Annotated in this window: 20 protein-coding genes; 9 read left to right on the top strand and 11 right to left on the bottom strand. The window is 72.3% G+C overall.

Translation table 11 applies throughout. The annotated features are described in order from the left end of the window. Together BL253_RS26890 and BL253_RS26885 are read right to left on the bottom strand one after the other, a co-directional pair. A partial coding sequence (locus BL253_RS26890) for a response regulator (RefSeq protein ID WP_131831579.1) occupies nucleotides 1-416 on the bottom strand: 416 nt, incomplete at its 3' end. A gap of 189 nt (nucleotides 417-605) precedes the next feature. Beyond that, on the bottom strand, nucleotides 606-1,259 hold the full coding sequence (locus BL253_RS26885) for a TetR/AcrR family transcriptional regulator (protein ID WP_076820101.1): 654 nt from the start codon (nucleotides 1,257-1,259) through the stop codon (nucleotides 606-608). Nucleotides 1,260-1,262: 3 nt separating this feature from the next. Between BL253_RS26885 and BL253_RS26880 the strand changes: the two genes are divergently transcribed. Next, nucleotides 1,263-1,913: a cytochrome P450 gene (locus tag BL253_RS26880; RefSeq protein WP_241835178.1), complete on the top strand. Its 651-nt coding sequence runs from the start codon at nucleotides 1,263-1,265 to the stop codon at nucleotides 1,911-1,913. Nucleotides 1,914-2,044: 131 nt separating this feature from the next. Here the strand turns inward: BL253_RS26880 and BL253_RS26875 are convergent, their stop codons facing one another. Together BL253_RS26875 and BL253_RS26870 are read right to left on the bottom strand one after the other, a co-directional pair. After that, complete coding sequence (locus tag BL253_RS26875) at nucleotides 2,045-2,632, bottom strand: ClpP family protease (RefSeq protein WP_076820092.1); 588 nt, start codon at nucleotides 2,630-2,632, stop codon at nucleotides 2,045-2,047. After that, a complete protein-coding gene (locus BL253_RS26870) occupies nucleotides 2,629-3,282 on the bottom strand; it encodes a ClpP family protease (protein WP_076820091.1) in 654 nt (217 codons plus the stop codon). The genes BL253_RS26875 and BL253_RS26870 overlap by 4 nt, the downstream gene beginning before the upstream one ends. Nucleotides 3,283-3,418: 136 nt before the next feature. Here BL253_RS26870 and BL253_RS26865 point away from each other — a divergent pair, with 136 nt between their 5' ends. After that, nucleotides 3,419-3,850 (top strand): PPOX class F420-dependent oxidoreductase, encoded by a 432-nt coding sequence (locus BL253_RS26865; protein ID WP_076820090.1) that lies wholly within the window; start codon nucleotides 3,419-3,421, stop codon nucleotides 3,848-3,850. A gap of 185 nt (nucleotides 3,851-4,035) precedes the next feature. Further along, nucleotides 4,036-5,277: an NAD(P)/FAD-dependent oxidoreductase gene (locus BL253_RS26860; RefSeq protein ID WP_076820089.1), complete on the top strand. Its 1,242-nt coding sequence runs from the start codon at nucleotides 4,036-4,038 to the stop codon at nucleotides 5,275-5,277. Nucleotides 5,278-5,335: 58 nt separating this feature from the next. Here the strand turns inward: BL253_RS26860 and sigJ are convergent, their stop codons facing one another. Continuing rightward, the gene (gene sigJ / locus BL253_RS26855) at nucleotides 5,336-6,268 is read right to left on the bottom strand and encodes an RNA polymerase sigma factor SigJ (RefSeq protein ID WP_081438728.1); all 933 of its coding nucleotides are present in this window, start codon (nucleotides 6,266-6,268) and stop codon (nucleotides 5,336-5,338) included. 189 nt (nucleotides 6,269-6,457) lie between these two features. Between sigJ and BL253_RS26850 the strand changes: the two genes are divergently transcribed. Then, on the top strand, nucleotides 6,458-7,408 hold the full coding sequence (locus tag BL253_RS26850) for a TIGR03557 family F420-dependent LLM class oxidoreductase (protein ID WP_076820088.1): 951 nt from the start codon (nucleotides 6,458-6,460) through the stop codon (nucleotides 7,406-7,408). Between the two features lie 18 nt (nucleotides 7,409-7,426). Here the strand turns inward: BL253_RS26850 and BL253_RS26845 are convergent, their stop codons facing one another. After that, nucleotides 7,427-8,131 carry a TetR/AcrR family transcriptional regulator gene (locus BL253_RS26845; RefSeq protein WP_241835176.1) on the bottom strand — a complete coding sequence of 235 codons (705 nt, stop codon included), beginning with the start codon at nucleotides 8,129-8,131 and terminating at the stop codon, nucleotides 7,427-7,429. Nucleotides 8,132-8,233: 102 nt separating this feature from the next. On the opposite strand from BL253_RS26845, the gene BL253_RS26840 reads away from it, so the two are divergent. Together BL253_RS26840 and BL253_RS44050 are read left to right on the top strand one after the other, a co-directional pair. Then, on the top strand, nucleotides 8,234-8,935 hold the full coding sequence (locus BL253_RS26840) for an SDR family oxidoreductase (RefSeq protein ID WP_076820087.1): 702 nt from the start codon (nucleotides 8,234-8,236) through the stop codon (nucleotides 8,933-8,935). A 434-nt stretch (nucleotides 8,936-9,369) separates the two neighbouring features. Then, nucleotides 9,370-10,296 carry a serine/threonine protein kinase gene (locus BL253_RS44050; protein ID WP_241835174.1) on the top strand — a complete coding sequence of 309 codons (927 nt, stop codon included), beginning with the start codon at nucleotides 9,370-9,372 and terminating at the stop codon, nucleotides 10,294-10,296. Between the two features lie 4 nt (nucleotides 10,297-10,300). Here the strand turns inward: BL253_RS44050 and BL253_RS26830 are convergent, their stop codons facing one another. The 3 genes from BL253_RS26830 to BL253_RS26820 form a co-directional block, all read right to left on the bottom strand. Beyond that, nucleotides 10,301-11,122: an Fpg/Nei family DNA glycosylase gene (locus BL253_RS26830; protein WP_076820086.1), complete on the bottom strand. Its 822-nt coding sequence runs from the start codon at nucleotides 11,120-11,122 to the stop codon at nucleotides 10,301-10,303. Between the two features lie 54 nt (nucleotides 11,123-11,176). Beyond that, nucleotides 11,177-12,583 (bottom strand): bifunctional DedA family/phosphatase PAP2 family protein, encoded by a 1,407-nt coding sequence (locus BL253_RS26825; protein WP_081438727.1) that lies wholly within the window; start codon nucleotides 12,581-12,583, stop codon nucleotides 11,177-11,179. Between the two features lie 133 nt (nucleotides 12,584-12,716). Next, on the bottom strand, nucleotides 12,717-13,415 hold the full coding sequence (locus BL253_RS26820) for a dienelactone hydrolase family protein (protein ID WP_081438726.1): 699 nt from the start codon (nucleotides 13,413-13,415) through the stop codon (nucleotides 12,717-12,719). Nucleotides 13,416-13,581: 166 nt separating this feature from the next. Here BL253_RS26820 and BL253_RS26815 point away from each other — a divergent pair, with 166 nt between their 5' ends. After that, entirely contained in the window at nucleotides 13,582-14,280 is a 699-nt protein-coding gene (locus tag BL253_RS26815) for an HAD family hydrolase (protein ID WP_076820085.1), read from the top strand. 150 nt (nucleotides 14,281-14,430) lie between these two features. Here the strand turns inward: BL253_RS26815 and BL253_RS26810 are convergent, their stop codons facing one another. Both BL253_RS26810 and BL253_RS26805 read right to left on the bottom strand, forming a co-directional pair. Next, a complete protein-coding gene (locus BL253_RS26810) occupies nucleotides 14,431-14,796 on the bottom strand; it encodes a roadblock/LC7 domain-containing protein (RefSeq protein ID WP_076820084.1) in 366 nt (121 codons plus the stop codon). A 243-nt stretch (nucleotides 14,797-15,039) separates the two neighbouring features. Then, the gene (locus tag BL253_RS26805; RefSeq protein WP_076820083.1) at nucleotides 15,040-15,405 is read right to left on the bottom strand and encodes a hypothetical protein; all 366 of its coding nucleotides are present in this window, start codon (nucleotides 15,403-15,405) and stop codon (nucleotides 15,040-15,042) included. Nucleotides 15,406-15,596: 191 nt separating this feature from the next. On the opposite strand from BL253_RS26805, the gene BL253_RS26800 reads away from it, so the two are divergent. Then, on the top strand, nucleotides 15,597-16,496 hold the full coding sequence (locus BL253_RS26800; protein ID WP_076820082.1) for a DUF4388 domain-containing protein: 900 nt from the start codon (nucleotides 15,597-15,599) through the stop codon (nucleotides 16,494-16,496). A gap of 237 nt (nucleotides 16,497-16,733) precedes the next feature. Next, the gene (locus tag BL253_RS26795; RefSeq protein ID WP_076820081.1) at nucleotides 16,734-17,411 is read left to right on the top strand and encodes a hemerythrin domain-containing protein; all 678 of its coding nucleotides are present in this window, start codon (nucleotides 16,734-16,736) and stop codon (nucleotides 17,409-17,411) included. Nucleotides 17,412-17,462: the final 51 nt, after the last annotated feature.

The raw sequence follows: 17,462 nt of genomic DNA, 5'->3' as shown, positions 1-17,462 counted from the left end.
CGGCGTTCGATGGCGTAGCGCAGGGCGCGCAGGAGTGTTCTGCCGTCGATCTCGCCTTTGACGAGGTAGTCCTGGGCGCCGGCGGCGAGTGCTTCGACGCCGCGGTGTTCGTCGGTGAGGCCGGTGAGTACGACGATGGCGGCGGCGGGGGCGACGTGGCGCATGGTCTCGAGGGCGGACAGGCCGTGGCTGTCGGGGAGTCCGAGGTCGAGCAGGACGCAGCGGGCGCCGGTGGCCATGGTGCGGGCTTCGGCGATGCTGCTGGCTCGTTGCAGCCTGACGGGAGCTGACATCTCGTCGAGGAGTTCCTCGACGAGGAAGGCGTCACCGTCATCGTCCTCGACGAGCAGGACGGGCCAGTCGGTCTGGCCGGGCTCGGCCGCCATCTGGACCGGCAGCTCTGCCACGCTCTGCATGGCGGCTCGGGGATCCTTTCGGTCTCGGTGTTCCATCCGGATCTGCCCGAATACCGGAACGATCGGAACTTTGTACCAATATTCCTACTGGTCCGGGCTGGTAGGCCAGCATGGCACGCGGTGGACCCAGGGGCGTTCGTGCCCTGGGAGAAGGGTACGTCCCTCCGCCCGTCCGCCAGGCAAGGACGATCACGAATCGGCGTCGGGCCGCTGTGGGCTGTCCCCCGCTCGCACGGCGGCGGCTATGAGGCCGATGACCCAGGTGGCGGCGCGCGTCGCCTCGTCGGGATCAAGATTCCATGTGGTGATCATACGTTCGAACAGTGAGACGCTCCAGTAGGCGTCCAGCGCCGCGGCGGCCATCTCGCGCTCCGTGTCGGTCCAGTCGGACGCCGCCTGTGCCACCGCGGCCCGCAGCGCGCCGCGGCGGCGCTGGTCGAGYGCCGCGAACGTCGGGTCGTCGAGAGGCCGCCGGTCGATCGGGAAGGTCGCCAGGTAGGCGAAGGTCCGCGCGATGGTCTGGTCGAAGTTGTCGAGGCGGAGGCTCTCCAGCTCGACCCCGGCCTCCGTCTCGAGCCGGCGCAGGACGGTGTCGCGAAGGTTCCGCTCCGTGGCGAAATGTCGGTAGACGATGCTCTCGTTCACGCCGGCGCGTTGGGCCACGGCGCGGACCGTGAGGTTTCGCCAGTCCCAGTTCGGCAGGTCGTGGACCATGCCGACGGCGGCGGCGACGATTCGCTCCCGGGTCGCCGCGGCCTGCCTGGACCGTTGCGAGTTCTTGAAGGAGTGCGGCCTCGGCGGATGGCTGCCCGCGTCCCCGGGCCCGCCGTGACCGCCGTGCACGCGATGCGGTTCTTCAGCCGCGACGTGCGTCCCGCGATCAGGTCCCGCCGCGAGCAGCCTCGGGAGGACGTCATCTCGCACCTGCTCGAGGAGGGCTACCCGGACAAGGCGATCCTCATCGAGTGCATGACCTACGCCGTCGCCGGCATGGTCACCACCCGTGAGTTCATCGTGATGGCCGCCTGGCACCTCTTCGACGACGACGCCCTGCGGGCCCGCTTCACCGCCGGCGACGAGGCCGACCAGATCGTGATCCTCGAGGAGATCCTCCGCCTCGAGCCGGTGGCCGCGATGCTGCACCGGCGCGCCACCGAGGACGCTGATCTCGGGCCGGACTCGGTCAGGGCGGGAGAGCTGCTCGCGGTCAACATCCGGGCGGCCAACGTCGACCCGGAGACGGTGGGTGCCTGTCCGCACGCGCTCGACCCCGACCGGGCCAGCCGGCAGAAGGGGGTCGGCTCCTACATGAGCTTCGGCGACGGCAGCCATCGATGCCCTGGTGCCCAGGTGGCGATCGCCGAGACCCGGGTGTTCCTGGACGCACTCCTGCGCCTGCCCGACGTCCGCCTCGAGCGCGCCCCGGACATGACCTGGTGCGACGGGCTCATGAGCTACGAGCTGCGCGGCGCCGTCGTCACCTGCGCGCGGGCCTGACCGGCGGGGACCACGTCGGCCACGTCGGCCGGGCCGGTCGGGCCGGCCGGCGCGGCCGGGCCTGACGGATGGAGGCCCGGCCGCGCCGGGCCGCGGGGCCCGGCGCGGCGGTCGTCTCGGGATTCCGAGGCCTACCGTTGCTCGATCACATGGTCGATGAGGCCGTAGTCCCTGGCCGCGGTCGCGGTGAAGACGCGGTCGTGGTCCGTGTCGGCGCGCAGCGTCGCGGTGCTCTGCCCGGTGTGCCGGGCGAGGATGTGCTCGATGTCGGCCCGGACGCGGACGACCTCGTCGGCCTGGAGGATCAGGTCGGGGATCGTGCCGCGGCCCTGGGCCGCCGGCTGGTGCAGGATGACGCGCGCGTGCGGAAGCGCGGCGCGTTTGCCCTCGGCACCCGCGGCCAGCAGGACGGCGCCGACCGCGACGGCCTGGCCCACGCAGGTCGTCGCCACCATGKGCCGGATGAAGCGCAGGGTGTCGTAGATGCCGAGCATCGCGCTCGGGTCGCCGCCCTCACAGTTGATGTAGAGCTGGATGTCCCGGTCCGGGGCGTCCGCCTCCAGGTAGAGCAGCTGCGCGACCAGGGCGTTCGCGACGCCGGAGTCGATGGCGGTCCCGAGGTAGATGATCCGCTCGGTGAGCAGGTGCGAGTAGACGTCCATGATGCGATCACCGCGCGGACTCTGCGCGATGACGTTCGGGATCGTGTAGGTGCTCATCGGTCGCCCCGGTCCGCGCCCCGGTCCGCGCCCCGGTCGGCGGACAGGCCGATCCCGATGGGTCGGCGGCCGCGCGGCGCGACCTCGTCGAAGGCCCGCACGATCGTGTCGATGAAGCCGTAGTCGAGGGCCTCCTGGGCGGTGTACCAGCGGTCGTGCAGCGAGTCCTCGAAGATCCGGTCGATGTCCTGGCCGGTGTCCTCGGCGATGAGCCGAAGCACCGTGTCCCGGGTGTGGCGCAGGTCGTTCGCCTGCAGCTCGATGTCGACCGCGGTGCCGGCGATCCCGGCCGAGCCCTGGTGCATCAGGACGCGGGCGTGCGGCATGGCGCGCCGTTTTCCCCTGGCGCCCGACGACAGCAGGAACTGGCCGGCGCTGTAGGCGATGCCGAGCGCCAGGGTGGACACGTCGCAGGGGATGAGCCGAATGACGTCGCGGATCGCGAGCATCGACGGCACCGAGCCRCCGGGGGAGTGGATCCACAGCGCGATGTCGGCCTGGGCGTCCTCGGTCGCCAGCGCGATCATCTGCGCGGCCAGCAGGGTGCCGTTGTCATCGTCCAACGGCCCATCGAGCACGAGGACGCGTTGCGCGTAGAGGTCCTGTCGCATCCGGTCGTTGAACAGCGGGGGCTTCGCTTCACCACTCATGTCTCAACTCTGCGAGATCGTCGCGCCAATCAGCCCGCGGTCTGCCCGCGGCAGATTTGCTGACGGCAGACGACCCGTCCCCGCCGGGTGGGCGGAGATCGTGAGGCGCCCCGGTGGAGTCCTACACTCTGCCGGCATGACGATCAGTGACGAGAAATACGTGGCGGTCACCACCTTTCGCAGGAACGGCACCGGCGTGCCCACCACGACCTGGATCGTGCCGTTGGAGGGTGGTCAGGTCGGCTTCTGGACGTCGTCCGCGTCCGGCAAGTACAAGCGGCTGCGCAACAGCCCAAAGGTGACCGTGCAGCCGTCGGACGCCCGCGGCCGCGTCAAGGCCGGTTCGCCCCTCTCCGAGGGGACGGCCCAGATGGCGACGGCCGGCGCCGAATTCGACGAGATCCAGAGCAGGGTCCGGGCGAAGTACGGCGTCATGGTGGGGATCTCGAAGTTCTTCAACAAGCTCGGCCACCTCGGCAAAGGGTCTTTCCCCTATGGCGACGTCGCGGTCGTCATCACCCTCGGCGGCGCGCAGCCCGGGGCGGGGACCGCGCCCGGCGGGGCATAGCCCGCGCGTGGGTGCTCGAATGCCAGCCCGGCGACCTGCTCGAGTGGGTGGAGGAGTGAGGAGCCTGGCTCGATGACCGCTGTGGCGGGGGTCACCATCCGCCCGTTTCACGGTTCGGCGGTTCGTCTCGTCCTCGGGGTAAGCGGCGCTCGACAGGGGCGCCCATCCACCCTGAAGGACTGTCCATGTCTCAGTCACGGTCTCAGTCACACGAGAACCGCACCGTGGGCGGCGAGCCGGGCGGAACCCGCATCCTGGTGCTGGGCGGCGGCTACGCCGGCGTACTGGCCGCCGTGCGGGTGGCCCGACGGACTCGCCGCCGCGGCGGTCGGGTGACCCTGGTGAACCCGTCCGACCGGTTCGTCGAGCGGCTACGGCTGCACCAGCTGTCCACCGGCCAACAGCTCGCCGACCACCGGCTGCCGGATCTGCTCGCCGGCTCGGGCGTCGCGTTCGTCCAGGGCCTGGCCGTCGGGCTGGACCGGACCGCGCGCACCGTGGACGTCGACACCGAGGACGGCCGCCGGCAGCTCGGTTACGACACCCTCGTGTACGCGCTGGGAAGCGTCACCGACACCGGCGCCGTGCCGGGCGCGGCCGACCACGCCTTCACGCTGGCGGGCCCATCGGCGGCCGGGCTGGCGGACCGGCTCACCGAGGTCGACGCGGCGGCCGGCCGGGTCGCCGTGGTCGGTGCCGGCCTCACCGGCGTCGAGGCGGCCACGGAGATCGCCGAGACGTTCCCCGGCCTGCGCGTCACCCTGCTCAGCCGGGACGAGCCCGGCCCGATGATGGGCGACGCCGCCCGGGCGTACCTGAACCGGGGGCTCGACCGACTCGGCGTCGGGGTGCGCTCCGCAGTGGTCGTCACGAAGGTCCTGCCCACGGGAATCCAGGTCGCCGGCGACCTGGAGCCGGTGCCGGCGGACGCCGTGGTGTGGACCGCCGGCGTCCGGGCGCTGCCGCTGGCCGAGCAGGCCGGCCTCGCGGTCGACGGCCAGGGCAGGATCCTCGTCGACGAGACGCTGCGGTCCGAATCGGATCCGGCGATCTACGCCGTCGGCGACGCGGCCGCCGTGCGCCAGCCCTGGGGAACGATCCACGGCACCTGCCAGAGCGGGCTGCCGACCGCCGCGCATGCCGCGGACAGCATCGGGCGCCGGCTGCGGGGCCGCCGGCCGAAGCCGTTCCGGTTCGGCTACATCCACCAGCCGGTGAGCCTGGGCCGCCGGGACGCGGTCATCCAGTTCACGCACGCCGACGACAGCCCTGGCCGCTGGTATCTCAAGGGTCGCGCGGCCGTTCGGTACAAGGAGCTGGTCAGCGGCAGCCCGCCCGCGCTGTTCCGGCTCTCCCGCCGGCTCAACGTGCCGGTGCTGATGCTGGCGCCGGGCGGCGCCCCGCTGCGCAGCCGCCGCGCTCGGTGAGCGCGCTCGGTAAGCGCCCTCGATGAGGGCGGTCGATGAGCGGCGCCGGTGGCGGTCGTCACCCCTGCCGCAGCCCGGTCAGCTTCTCCGGATTGCTGACCAGGTGGATGGTCTTCACCAGCCCATCCACCAGGTGCAGGGTGATGGCCACCACCGGCGCCTGCCCGGACCGGATCACGATGCCGGGGCCGCCGTTGAGCGACACCAGCTCGACGCTCGGCTCGGGCGGCATCCGGCCGGCGAAGGTGGCCAGCGCCCGGGCGACCAGCTCCAGGCCATGGATCGCCCTGCGCGGCGCCGGCGCCAGCCCGCCGCCGTCGCTGACCAGCTCGACGTCCGGCGCCAGCACGGACATGAGTGCCCGCAGGTCACCGCCGGTGGCCGCGTCCAGGAACCGCTCGGTCACGACCGCGCGGGTGGCCTGATCGGTGTTGTAGCGGGTGTGTCGGGCCTCGACGTGTTCGCGGGCGTGCCGCGCGGTCTGCCGGGCCGTCGCCTCGGTTCGGCCGACGATCTGGGCGATCTCGCCGTACGGGTAGCCGAACGCCTCCCGCAGCACGAAGACCGCCCGCTCGATCGGGGACAGCGCCTCCAGGACCAACAGCAGCGCGGTCGACACCGAGTCGGCCAGCGCGACGTCCTCGGCCACGTCCCGGCTGGTGAGCATCGGTTCGGGCAACCACGGACCGACGTAGGACTCGTGGCGCGCCTGGGCGCTGCGCAGCCGGTCGATCGCCAGCCGGGTCGCGATCCGCACCAGGTAGGCCTCCGGGTCCGCGACCCCCGCCACGTCGGTCAGGCTCCACCGCAGCCAGGCGTCCTGCACCACGTCCTCGGCGTCGCCGGTCCGGCCGAGCATCCGATAGGCGACGGCCAGCAGGCGGGCCCGGTGCCGCTCGAACAACCGAACCGCGTCCGGCCCGTCCGGTGAGCCTGGCCCGTCCGGCTCGGAGGCCTCGGCGGAGTCCGCGACCCCGGCGCTGTCGGCCATCCCGCCCCCTCGCCGCTTGTCCTCCGGCTGGCCTTTCGAGTCTGCTTCAGCCGGTCTCGACAGACCAGATCCCGCCGACCGAAGGGTGATCTCCATCGATGACACCGGAGGTGATCGGGCCTCGCCGACGTGAGCGGAGCCGGGCCGCCTGACCGGTGTTGTGCCTTCCGTGGCGGGTACGCGGCGCCCATGAGTGAGTTTGGCTACTTCCTGTCGAGCGAGGAGCTGAGCGCGCCCCGAACCGTCCAGGTGGGGCAGGCCGCCGAGCAGGCGGGCTTCGACCGGGTGTGGGTCTCGGACCACTACCACCCGTGGCAGTCGAGCCAGGGGGAGAGCCCGTTCGTCTGGACGGTGCTCGGCGCGCTCGCCGCCACGACGAACCTGCGCCTGACGACCGCCGTGACCTGCCCGACGTTCCGGCTCCACCCGGCGATCGTGGCCCAGGCGACGGCCACCGTCGCCTCGCTCGCCCCGGGCCGGTTCACCTTCGGCGTCGGGTCGGGCGAGGCGCTCAACGAGCACATCCTGGGCGACGCCTGGCCGCCGGTCAGCGTCCGCCACGAGCGTCTCCAGGAGGCGCTGGAGCTCATCCGCCAGTTGTGGACCGGGGAGACCGTGACCCACGAGGGCAGGCACTTCACGGCCCACAACGCGAAGATCTGGAGCCGGCCGGAGGAGTCGCCACCGATCTACATCAGCGGGTTCGGGCCGAAGGCCACCCGGCTGGCCGCCCAGGTGGGTGACGGCTGGATCACCACCCGGCCGGACATCGAGGGGCTGAAGACCTATCGCCGCGACGGCGGGATGGGCGGAACCCAGGCCGGCCTGAAGATCTGCTGGGCTCCGACGGAGGAGGAGGCCGCCGACACCGCCCACCGGCTGTGGGGCCATGAGGGCGGCGGCGGCCAGCTCTCGCAGGACGTGCCGACGTGGAAGGGGTACGAGGCGCTCGGCGCGCGGACGAGCCCCGAGGAGACCGCGCGGGCGGTCGCCTGCGGGCCGGACCCCAAGCGGGCGGCGGAGGCGATCACCCCGTACGTCGAGGCCGGATTCGACGAGGTCTACATCTCACAGATCGGGCCCGACCAGGAGGGCGGGATCCACTTCCTGGCCGACGAGGTCCTGCCACTGCTGCGGTAGCGATCCAGGAAAGGCGGCCTAGGAAACCCGCATGCTCCGACCCGCGGGGCGCCCACCCTCGTCCTCGAGGACGCCGGCGGTCTCGAGCAGGAGGGCCGCGGTCGTGACCGCGATGCCGCCGAGGGGCTGGGCCCTGACCACGGCGCGGGCGCTGGCGCCGTCGTAGATCATGGTGAGCTGCTCGGCGAGCAGCACCGGATCAGGAGCACCCGCACGGCGCGTCTCGACCGCGAAGAAGTCCGTGAGTGCCTGCTTGTGCCGGCGAGCGACGGCGGCGGCGGGGTGCGCGGGATTCTTGACCTCGACCGCCGTGGCGACGAACGGGCAGCCGCGGAAGTCGGGATCGGCGCTGGCGGCCTCGAGCCACTCGAAGACCTCAAGGATCCGTTCCCGCGGCGGGCGCGCGTCACCGGCGGCCGGAAACATCTGCGTCCGCAGCGTCTGCGCCCATCGGTCCAGGCTCGCGGCGATCACCGCGTCCTTGCTGTCGAAAAGCTGGTACATCGATCGCTTGGAGACGCCGGCCGCCTGACACAGCGCCTCGACGCCCATTCCCACGCCCTGCCGGTAGAACAGCTCCGCCGCCGCGTCCAGCAGCCGTTCCCGGGTCGCTGGCGCCGCCGACGCGGGCCGAGCCGGAGACGCCGGAGATACCGGAGGTGCCGGCGGCCCCGCTGGCGCCGCGGCGGGCGGATAGGTCCCGGGGGACGTGGTGCTGCTCACCAACCAAGGGTAGAACGTCAAGCTTGCGGTGGGAAACCGATCGGTTTATGTTGTCCGACGTGTCGGAAACCGATCGGTTTCCATCGAGGCGAGGAGCGGGCCATGACCGCGATCAAGGGTGCCGTCGTGCTGGTCACCGGAGGCAGCCGCGGGCTCGGGCGGGCGTTCGTCGACGCCGCGCACGCCCGCGGCGCGAAGAAGATCTACGCCACCGCTCGCAACCCCCGCGATGTCACCCACCCCGGTGCCGTTCCGTTGGCGCTCGAGGTCACCGACCCGGCCGCCGTGGTGTCCGCGGCCGCGCTGGCGGACGACGTGACCATCCTGATCAACAATGCGGGCGGATACGTCGCCGCGCCCTTTCTCGACGGCGATCTCGAGGCCGTACGACGGGAGTTCGAGACCAACTTCTACGGGCCGCTGCGGATGATCCAGGCGTTCGGGCCCGTCATCGAGGCGAACGGCGGCGGGCACATCCTCAACGTCGCCTCGGTCCTGTCCTGGTTCGCGCTCGGCGGCTCGTACGCGGCCTCCAAGGCGGCGCTGTGGTCGCTGACCAACTCGCTGCGCCTCGAGCTGCACCCGCGCGGCGTCGGGGTGACCGGCCTGCACGTCGGATACATCGACACCGACATGGCGGCCGCCGTCGCCGCCCCGAAGGCCGACCCGCGCGAGGTCGCCGACCTGGCCCTCGACGGTGTCGAAGCGGGCGTGTTCGAGGTTCTCGCGGACGACACCACCCGCCAGGTCAAGGCCGCCCTCGCGGGCGACCTCGCCGCTCTCTACCCACAGCTGGCCGCGTAGCGCTGCCCGCCACCCGCAGTCTGTGACTTTCAGTAGCAGGTCGATTCCCAAAAGCGAGATCGCCGGCTATGGATGGCCTCATATCGGCTGTTAACCGGAGATAAGGTGAGGAAAAGTGGTGGTCGACTGACGGCGCACTGAGCCCTGGCGCGGGTGGCCCGTACCTCCACTCGATCTCGCGGAGCGGAGGCGATGACACGGACACCCCAGGTGGCGCCGTACCAGCTCCAGCAGATCCGGGTGGGATGGAACCGGCCGCCTCGATGGCGACGGCGGTGACGGATCCGGGCCTCGGGGCGTCCGTCTTTCTGGACCCGATTCACGACGCGCCAACCGGGCCGCTGCCAGCGTCGATGATGCCGCTCGAGCCCGTCGGACCGGCGGAACCCGTACGGCCACCCGAACCGGCCCGGCCGCCCGAGTCTGTGCAGCCGATGGACGTGGCCGGCCCGGCCGGCCCCGCGAGGTCGAGGCGGCGACGCCGTGCGCCGAGCACGAACCCGCGCCGCAATGTGCTCGTCGGCGCCGCCTGCGCGGTGGCGCTGATCGTCGGAATCTCCGTGCTGGCCTGGGCGCCGTGGGGCTCGGGCTCCGAGGCGCAGGCCGGCCCGGCCGGGGGCGGCCAGCACAGCGGCGGCAAGGACGGTCAGGCGACCGGACCGGACGGGTCGCTGATACCGAAATCGGGCAGGCCGGACGGCCGCGCGCGTTCGGCCGCCGATGGATCTGTCCAGAGTGCGGGCGAACCGGGGGCCGCCGGCCAGGGCGTCGACGCCACGGGCCCCGGCGCCGGGGCGGGCGGGGCGGCGGGTGCCGGCGGTACGGGCGCGGATGTCGGCGCGGGACCCGGCTCAGGCACGGGCTCGGCGCCGGGGTCCGGGTCGGGTTCAGGGGCGGGGTCGGGTGCTGGCTCGGCCGGCGCCACGTCGGGCGCGGGGACTGGCTCCGGTTCGACCGGTTCCGGTTCCGGCACCACCRCCGCCCGCACCACCGCGCCGGCGGCCGCCCCATCCAGCGCCGCGAAGAGGAATCCCTACACCGCCGCCCAGGTGTGCGGCTCCGGCTACTCCCAGATCGACAGCCACACGCTGACCAGCGGCTCCACGACGGCGACGATCGTGCTGATGTACAACGGCGCCACCAACTGCGTGGTGACGCTGAAGTCCGGCGCCGGCGTGGGCACGGCCCAGGCGATGTCGGCCTCGGTGCAGGCACAGAACGGCTCGTCGAAGGTGACCGACTCCGGTTCCTATGAGTACTACGCCGGTCCGACCAGGGTGTCCGCGAAGGCGATCTGCGTGAAGTGGGGCGGCAGCCTCGGCAGCGCCTCCTGGACCAGCGACTGGTCCCACTGCGGCTGACCGCTCAGGACGAAGCGCCGCGGCCCTGGCAGGTGGAGCACCAGAAGAGGTTGCGGGCGGCCAGCTGCCTGGTCATGACCTCGGTCGAGCAGACGAGGCAGGGCTGGCCGGCGCGGCGGTAGACGTAGACCTCGCCGCCGTGGTCGTCGACGCGGGGCGGGCGCCCCATCGCCTCCGGGGTGTGCTCGGGCCGGACCGTGTCGATCCGGCCGACCCGGACGCCGTCGGCCATGAGCGTGACCAGGTCGGCCCAGACGGCGTCCCACTGGTCGCGGGCGAGCTCCCTGCCCGGCAGCGACGGGTCGATGCCGGCTCGGAAGAGCACCTCGGCCCGGTAGATGTTGCCCGGCCCCGCGACGACGGTCTGGTCCATGAGGAGAACGGCCATCGACGTGCGACTGCGGCTGATCCTGCGCCAGGCGGCCTCCGGGTCGGCGTCGGCGCGCAGCGGGTCGGGTCCGAGCCGGTCGCGCAGCGCCTTCACCTCGCCCGGCCCCAGCAGCTCGCACGCGTTCGGGCCGCGCAGGTCGGCGTAGCCGGCGCTGCCGGTGAGCCGCAGCCGGACGGCTCCGGTCGGCGCCGGAGCCGGCGGCGGGCCGAGGGCGTACCTGCCGTAGATGCCGAGGTGCACGTGCAGGACCTGGTCGTCGTCGAACCGCAGCAGCAGGTGCTTCCCGTGCGCCTCGGCCTCGTCGAGGACCCGGCCGTCGACGCGGCCCGCCCCGTCGTCGAACCGCCCCTGCGGGCTCGTCGCGGTGACGGGCCGGCCGCGGAACATGTCCCGGTGGACCGCGGCGAGCCTGTGTGTGGTGTGACCTTCGGGCATGGCCGGCCGAGCATACCGACCGGCCGGCGGACCGGCCCGCGGCGGCGGCCGAGGTCAGTCGGACTTCTCGGACCTCACGGGTTCCGCGTGTTCCTCGGATTCCGCAGGTTCCGCGTGTTCCGAGGATTCCTCGGTCGTGACGGGTGGACCGGGATCGGCCGCTGGATCGGGCGGCTTCGTCGACCATCGCTGGTAGAGGCACACGACGCTCGCGGCCAGCGCCAGCCAGGCGACCCCGAAGGACCAGCCGCCGGCGACGTCGCTGGGCCAGTGGACGCCCAGATAGACGCGGGACAGCCCGACCGCGATGGCGAGCACTGTGGCCAGGGCGCCGGCGGCCACGGCGGCCACCCGGCTCCGGCGGCCGGACAGGATCCGCAGCAGCAGGACGGCCGCCAGGCCGTAGCCGATCGTCGCCATCGCGGTGTGGCCGGAGGGGAAGGCGTAACCGCCGGGCTGGACGAGCCACAGCGCCCGCGGCGGTCTTGGGCGGGCGACCGCGTGGTTGATCGCCACCCGCACCGCCTGACCCGCCCAGAGCAGCCCGACCGCGCCGATGGGCAGCAGCAGCTCTCGGGTTCGCCACCACAGAGCCGCGCCGAGCGCGATCACCACCGCGTAGACGAAGGGCCCCACGCCCAGGTTGGTGACGACACGTGCGACCGGCGTGAGCCAGCCGGCGCGTTGGTCGACGACGTCATGCAGCAGGCGAGGGTCCGCTCCGATCGCGCCGTGGCTCCGCGCCACGCCGTCGAGGAGAGCACCGAAGATCGATCCACTGGCCGCGAGGACCAGCAGGGAGACGGTGAGCGCGCGGCCGGGCCGAGGCACCCAGCCCAGCCGGCGGGCCGCCCAGCCGCGCAGCCGTTCCGACCGGCGCGCGGCGCGGTAGACCAGCGCCAGGACGATCACGGCGAGCAGCCCACCGGAGACCAGACTGAGCCGGTGCTCCGCCGACTGGTAGCTCGCGCCGGCCGCGTAGCCGATCAGCGACGCCATGGTCACCCAGGCGAGGCCGCCGACGACGTTGAACGGCAGGAACGTACGGTAGGGCAGCTGGCTGGTGCCGGCCATGCCCGGCACCAGTGCCCGCAGCGCGGCGGTGAACCGGCCGATCAGCACCGCCCAGCCGCCGCGGCGGCGCAGCAGCGCGCGGGCCCGGTCGACGTGGTCGGGCTTGACCAGGCGGTGCGGCAGCTTCTTCAGCAGCCGGTCGCCGTAGCGCCGGCCGACCTCGTAGCCAATGCTGTCGCCGAGGACCGCGCCCGCCGTGGCCGTGACGATGACCGCCCACAGCGGCAGCCGGTGGGAGTGGGCGAGCACCCCGGCGACGATCACCGCGACCTCGCCGGGGACGACCACGCCGAGGAACAGCGAGGCCTCCGCCGCCGGCAGCGCGAACGCCAGCGCCAGCACCAGCCACGGCGGCAGGTTGATCAGCCCGTCGATGACGTGGCTCACTCGCTGATCACCTCTCCCGCCTCCGCCCGGCCCCCGCGCATACCAACGTGTCTTCTCCCTCCGCCGGGTCGACGCCCGCTGTCCAGAATCGCCGCGTCGAGGCCTGAGACCCGGGCGGGGCTGAGGGGGGTGCTCAGCGGCGGCGCGCGCCGACCGGGATCAGGCGGCGCGTGAACCAGTCGCGAGCGAGCGTGGCGACGGTCTCCAGGGCACCCGGCTCCTCGAACAGATGGGTCGCTCCCGGGACGACCGCGACCTCCGCCTCGTGCCGCAGCAGCCTCGCCGCGCGGTTGTTGAGCTCGAGGACCGCCTCGTCGTCGCCTCCGACGATGAGCAGGGTGGGCGCGGCGACATCGGGCAGCCGCGACGCGGCGAGATCGGGCCGCCCGCCCCGGGACACGACGGCGCCGATCCCGGAACCCGGCTCGGCCGCCGCCCAGAGCGCGGCGGCCGCGCCGGTGCTCGCGCCGAAGTACCCGACGGCGGCACCGGACATGCCGTGCTCGCCGCGAAGCCAGCTCGTCACCTCGACGAGCCGGCGGCCGAGCAGGCCGATGTCGAACATGTTCGCCGGGTCGTCCTCCTCCTCGGGCGTGAGCAGGTCGGGCAGCAGCGTGGCCAGTCCCGCGTCGGTGAGGACGCCGGCGACGTACCGGTTGCGCGGGCTGTGCCGGCCGCTGCCACTGCCGTGCGCGAACACGACGACGGCGGTGGCTCCGTCGGGGACGGCGAGCCGGCCGTCCAGACGCGTCGTGCTGAGGGGGATCTCCACGTCCACACCCTGGCGACGCGCCGGCCGCCGGCCGGCGTCTGACTGGTCGGCAAAGGTCATGCCAGCCACCTCCGTCCAGTTCCCTACATCCAGACATCAGGCCCTTACCCCGCCTGGCCGGCGATAGTGTGCCGGTCCCGGAGCCGCCGAACGGGCGGGAGTGGGCAAAATCCGGTCGACGAGGACGCCCGGGGTCTGTTCAGATCGAGACGTGGAATCAGGGACGATGACGGCTGGTACACGGTTCACGCTGGTGTTCGACGCGGACGACACGCTGTGGGAGAACAACCTCCACTTTGAGCGGGTGATCGCCGACTACCTGGACTGGCTGGCCCATCCCACGTTGGAGCGGACCGCGCTGCGCACGATGCTCAACGACGTCGAGAGGGCGAACGCGGCGGCTCACGGCTATGGGACCAAGGTGTTCCTGCGCAGCCTGCACGACCTGTTCGAACGGCTCTGGGAGCGTCCCGCGGACGTCAGGGAGCAACGCGAGATCGAGGCGCTCGCCGCCGCCCTCCAGGACCACCGCGTCGAGCTGATGCCCGGGGTCGCGGAGACGCTGCGCGAGCTTGGCGATCGACACGAGCTGGCGCTGCTCACCAAGGGCGTTCCGGAGGAGCAGCAGGCCAAGATCGACGCATCGGGTCTCGCGCCGTGTTTCGGGGTGGGCACCTACATCGTGGCCGAGAAGAACGTCGAGGCCTACGAGCTGCTGACGCGCGAGCTGGCTCTGGCCCCCGCGGCGACGTGGATGATCGGGAACTCGCCGAAGTCCGACATCCTGCCCGCCCGCGCCGCCGGGTGGGGGGCCGTCTTCATCCCGAACACGAACACGTGGGCGCTGGAACACGCGGAGCTCGACGCCGCAGATCCAGGCGTGCTCCAGCTCCGGACGTTCGGCGAGCTGCTGCGCCACTTCTGACGGTCACGCGCCGCGAGCTGTGAGTAGTGGGCTGCGGGTGGCGGGCCAGGAGCCGCGAACCGCGCCGGAGAAGGGCTGTCAGGCGGGGGCGGCTGTCAGGCCGGCCGCGGCTGACGGCGGCCGCCGTCAGCGGCGCGCGGCGGCGATGGCTCAGGCGGCCAGCAGTTCGCCGAGCCGGGTGACGGCGGGCCGGGAGTGCAGGTGCAGCCGGTTCATGTCCAGCCCCTCGTCGCCCAGGACCACGAGCAGGTTGGTCTCGCGGACGGCGTAGACCACGATGTGGCCGCCCTCGCAGCGGGTGATGACCTCCCGCAGCTCGCCCATGCCCACCTCCGCCCCGGTGCTCTTTCCCAGGCCGAGGGCGACAGCGGCCATGGCGGCCAGCACCTCCGGCCGGACGTCGCTCGCGTCGTGAGCGATCAGCAGGCCGTCCACCGACGCGACCGCGCTGTTCGTCACGCCGGTGACATGCTCACGCAGCGCCGCGAGCTCCGTCAGAATGGTCTCGGTATTCATTCGACGTACTCATCGCATTCTTGGTAGGGCCGCCCGGCGGGGCACCAGATAATTGCTCGCCAAGGGCCATGCCGACGCCGCGGGCATTTCGGCGCGGCTCGTCATGCCGTTCTCGCGGCGCGGTGGCCACCATATTCGGGCAGACGTGTGAGCCGAAGAGCCTACGACAGGTCGAAACCTTCCGCCGCGGGGCGGGAGGCAGTACCGCGGCCTCTCCGGCCGGCGGGCCCTGCGTATTGGCCGTCAGATGCTCAGCTCACGTTCGATAGTCCGGAGGTTATGACGGGCGAGCGCGAGGTTGGCGCGGGGGCGGTCCAGCGCGAGGTAGAGGAACAACCGGCTCTCCCCGCGGCTGAGGAGCCGGATGAGGTGGTACTGCCGGTCCAGGGTGATCAGGATGTCCTCGATCGCCTCGTGCACACCCAGGGCCTCCAGGGTCCTGGCCTTGGCGCGGACCACGTCGGTGTTGCCCGCCGCGGCGATCTCCAGGTTCAGCGTGCGCCCGCCGCCCGCCGCGCCCAGCRTCATGCCGCTCTCGTAGTCGACCAGCGCCGCTCCGAGCGCCCCGTCGATCGCCATCGCTTCCTTGAGGGCGGTCTCGATGTCCATTTCGCCACCTTCCGTCCCGAAGCGAGCCCCGTGGTTGTGATTAAATAGGGTATGCTCTGGGGCAATTTTCCGGCGCTTGTGTGCTCGTTGGGTCAGTCGATAGCACTTGGATACCGGCGACCCTATCCTTTGATTCGTCGACCTTGTTGTCGACCGACACGTTTGGGTAGGTGGCATGACGGGACTACTTCGTGACGGATAGTCGGCTGTTCCTCACTACATTGTCTCGCCTCGGCGACGAACAGTTCACGGGAACGCTTCGAGTCGAGGGCGCCCGGGTCGGTGGCGTGATCGTGTTCCATTCGGGTCTGGTGATCGCGGCCGAAACCGCCGCCGCGCCCGGGCTGGAGCCACTGCTGCTGCGGTCGGGCCGGATCTCCGGTGAGGACTGGACGGAAACCTTCGCGCAGGCCGCGCCAGAGGGGCGCCTGCGCGCCGCGCTGGTGGAGCGCGGGCTGCTGGGGAGCGCCTCCGTACAGGTGCTGACGCAGACCGCCGCCATGGACGCCGTGTTCGCCCTCGCGCTCGCCGAGATCCACACCTGCTCGCCGGATCCGGACGGCGCCGGCATGCCGCCCCTCGTGCCCCTCGTGCCCGGGATGGACGTCGGTCGGGTGGTGCGTGAGACGCGCCGCCGGGTGGACGTCGCGGCCGAATGGCGAGAGCGCGGCCTGGACCCGTGGGTACGGCCGCATCCGACGGCCTCGGCCCCGCCTATCAACAAGGGCCGGGCGGAGGTCCTCGCCCGCGTCAACGGCCGGCGGACGTGCCGGGACATCGCGTTCCTGCTCGGCCGTGGCCTGTTCGCCGTCATGTCGGATCTCAGGCTCCTGCTCGAGGACGGCCAGATCGCCCTGCGGCCGCTCGGGTCGACCGCCACCGGCACGCCGCCTCAGCCTCAGCTGCCTCAACCTCAGCCTCAGCCGCGTGAGCCGGCTCAGCCGGCCGGCCTGACCGGCGCCTCGTCTCCGATCGCGGTGAGCCGTCCCGGCGCCGAGGAGGGCCTGGAGCCGGTCGCCGAGTCCGCGGACGCCGAGGCCGCCCCCCGGCGCCGTCTCCTGCCCCGGTGGAACACGCGCGGCCCTTCGTGACGGAGAGTGCCGCCCGCGGTCGTCGCCGCGTGGTACCTGCTGGCCACGCGTTCGGCGAGCCAGCCACCTGGAACGGTGGTGCTGGCAGGTCAATGGGCGCGCGAGGGCCGTCCGGCGAGCGACAGGCCGGCCGTGGCGGTACTCCACCCGGGTGATGCTCCGTCCGCCCCGAACCGGCCCGCACCCCGCGGGCCCTCACCTCGGGTGACGGGCGCGAAGCACGGGAGGAACGCCGCCATGTCCACGTCCGACCACCTGCAGACCATCCGCCTTCTGCACAACGCGATGCGGGTCGAGTACGGCCGGCTCGCCGCCGTGGCCCGCGCGCCTCGGGACGCCGCGCACGCCGAGCTTGTCGAGGACCAGATCGCCCTGACGCTGCGGACGCTGYACCACCACCACACCGCCGAGGACAAGCACTTCTGGCCGGTGCTGCGCGCCAGGGTGCCGCACGCCGTCGCGGGGCTCGACCGGTTGGAGGCCCAGCACGCCGAGATCGACCCGTTGGTCACCATCGCCGGCGACACCACCATCCCGCTCCAGCAGCGGGCGGGGGTGCTCGCCGAGCTCCAGTCGCTGATCAACACGCATCTCGACGAGGAGGAGGCGGTGGCGTTCCCGCTCATCCTGGAGCAGATCACGCCGGCCGAGTTCGAGGAGATCGACAAGGACGTCCAGCAGGGCTTCAGCCGCCGCGACATCCCGGTCCTCTACGGCTGGCTCGCGAGCGTGGCCGACGCCCCGACGCGCGCCGCCGTGCTGGCGACGGTCCCGTTCGTTCCGCGCCTGCTGTTCAAGCTGATCTGGGCGCCGTCCTACCAGCGCCGGGCGGGCCGCCTCTACGCCGGGACCGCGACTTCCGGTGGGGCTTCCGGCGCCGTTCCCGAGCGGGCGACCCCCAGCCAGGTGGCGTGACCTGGCCGGCGCCTTCTCCTTTCCGGTCCCCCTTTCCCGATCCGCTTTTCC

The organism is Pseudofrankia asymbiotica (genome assembly GCF_001983105.1).
GTDB lineage: Bacteria > Actinomycetota > Actinomycetes > Frankiales > Frankiaceae > Pseudofrankia > Pseudofrankia asymbiotica.
The sequence above is the reverse complement of the archived record's forward strand: the minus strand, read 5'-3'. Positions and strand labels throughout refer to the sequence as shown.

Excerpts from the sequence above, each read along its gene's own strand:
- BL253_RS26865 (WP_076820090.1), top strand. The coding sequence starts at position 3,419 with ATGACGATCAGTGACGAGAAATACGTGGCGGTCACCACCTTTCGCAGG.
- BL253_RS26815 (WP_076820085.1), top strand. The coding sequence starts at position 13,582 with ATGACGGCTGGTACACGGTTCACGCTGGTGTTCGACGCGGACGACACG.
- BL253_RS26810 (WP_076820084.1), bottom strand. The coding sequence starts at position 14,796 with ATGAATACCGAGACCATTCTGACGGAGCTCGCGGCGCTGCGTGAGCAT.
- BL253_RS26860 (WP_076820089.1), top strand. The coding sequence starts at position 4,036 with ATGTCTCAGTCACGGTCTCAGTCACACGAGAACCGCACCGTGGGCGGC.
- sigJ (WP_081438728.1), bottom strand. The coding sequence starts at position 6,268 with ATGGCCGACAGCGCCGGGGTCGCGGACTCCGCCGAGGCCTCCGAGCCG.
- BL253_RS26840 (WP_076820087.1), top strand. The coding sequence starts at position 8,234 with ATGACCGCGATCAAGGGTGCCGTCGTGCTGGTCACCGGAGGCAGCCGC.
- BL253_RS26880 (WP_241835178.1), top strand. The coding sequence starts at position 1,263 with ATGCGGTTCTTCAGCCGCGACGTGCGTCCCGCGATCAGGTCCCGCCGC.
- BL253_RS26830 (WP_076820086.1), bottom strand. The coding sequence starts at position 11,122 with ATGCCCGAAGGTCACACCACACACAGGCTCGCCGCGGTCCACCGGGAC.
- BL253_RS26820 (WP_081438726.1), bottom strand. The coding sequence starts at position 13,415 with ATGACCTTTGCCGACCAGTCAGACGCCGGCCGGCGGCCGGCGCGTCGC.
- BL253_RS26850 (WP_076820088.1), top strand. The coding sequence starts at position 6,458 with ATGAGTGAGTTTGGCTACTTCCTGTCGAGCGAGGAGCTGAGCGCGCCC.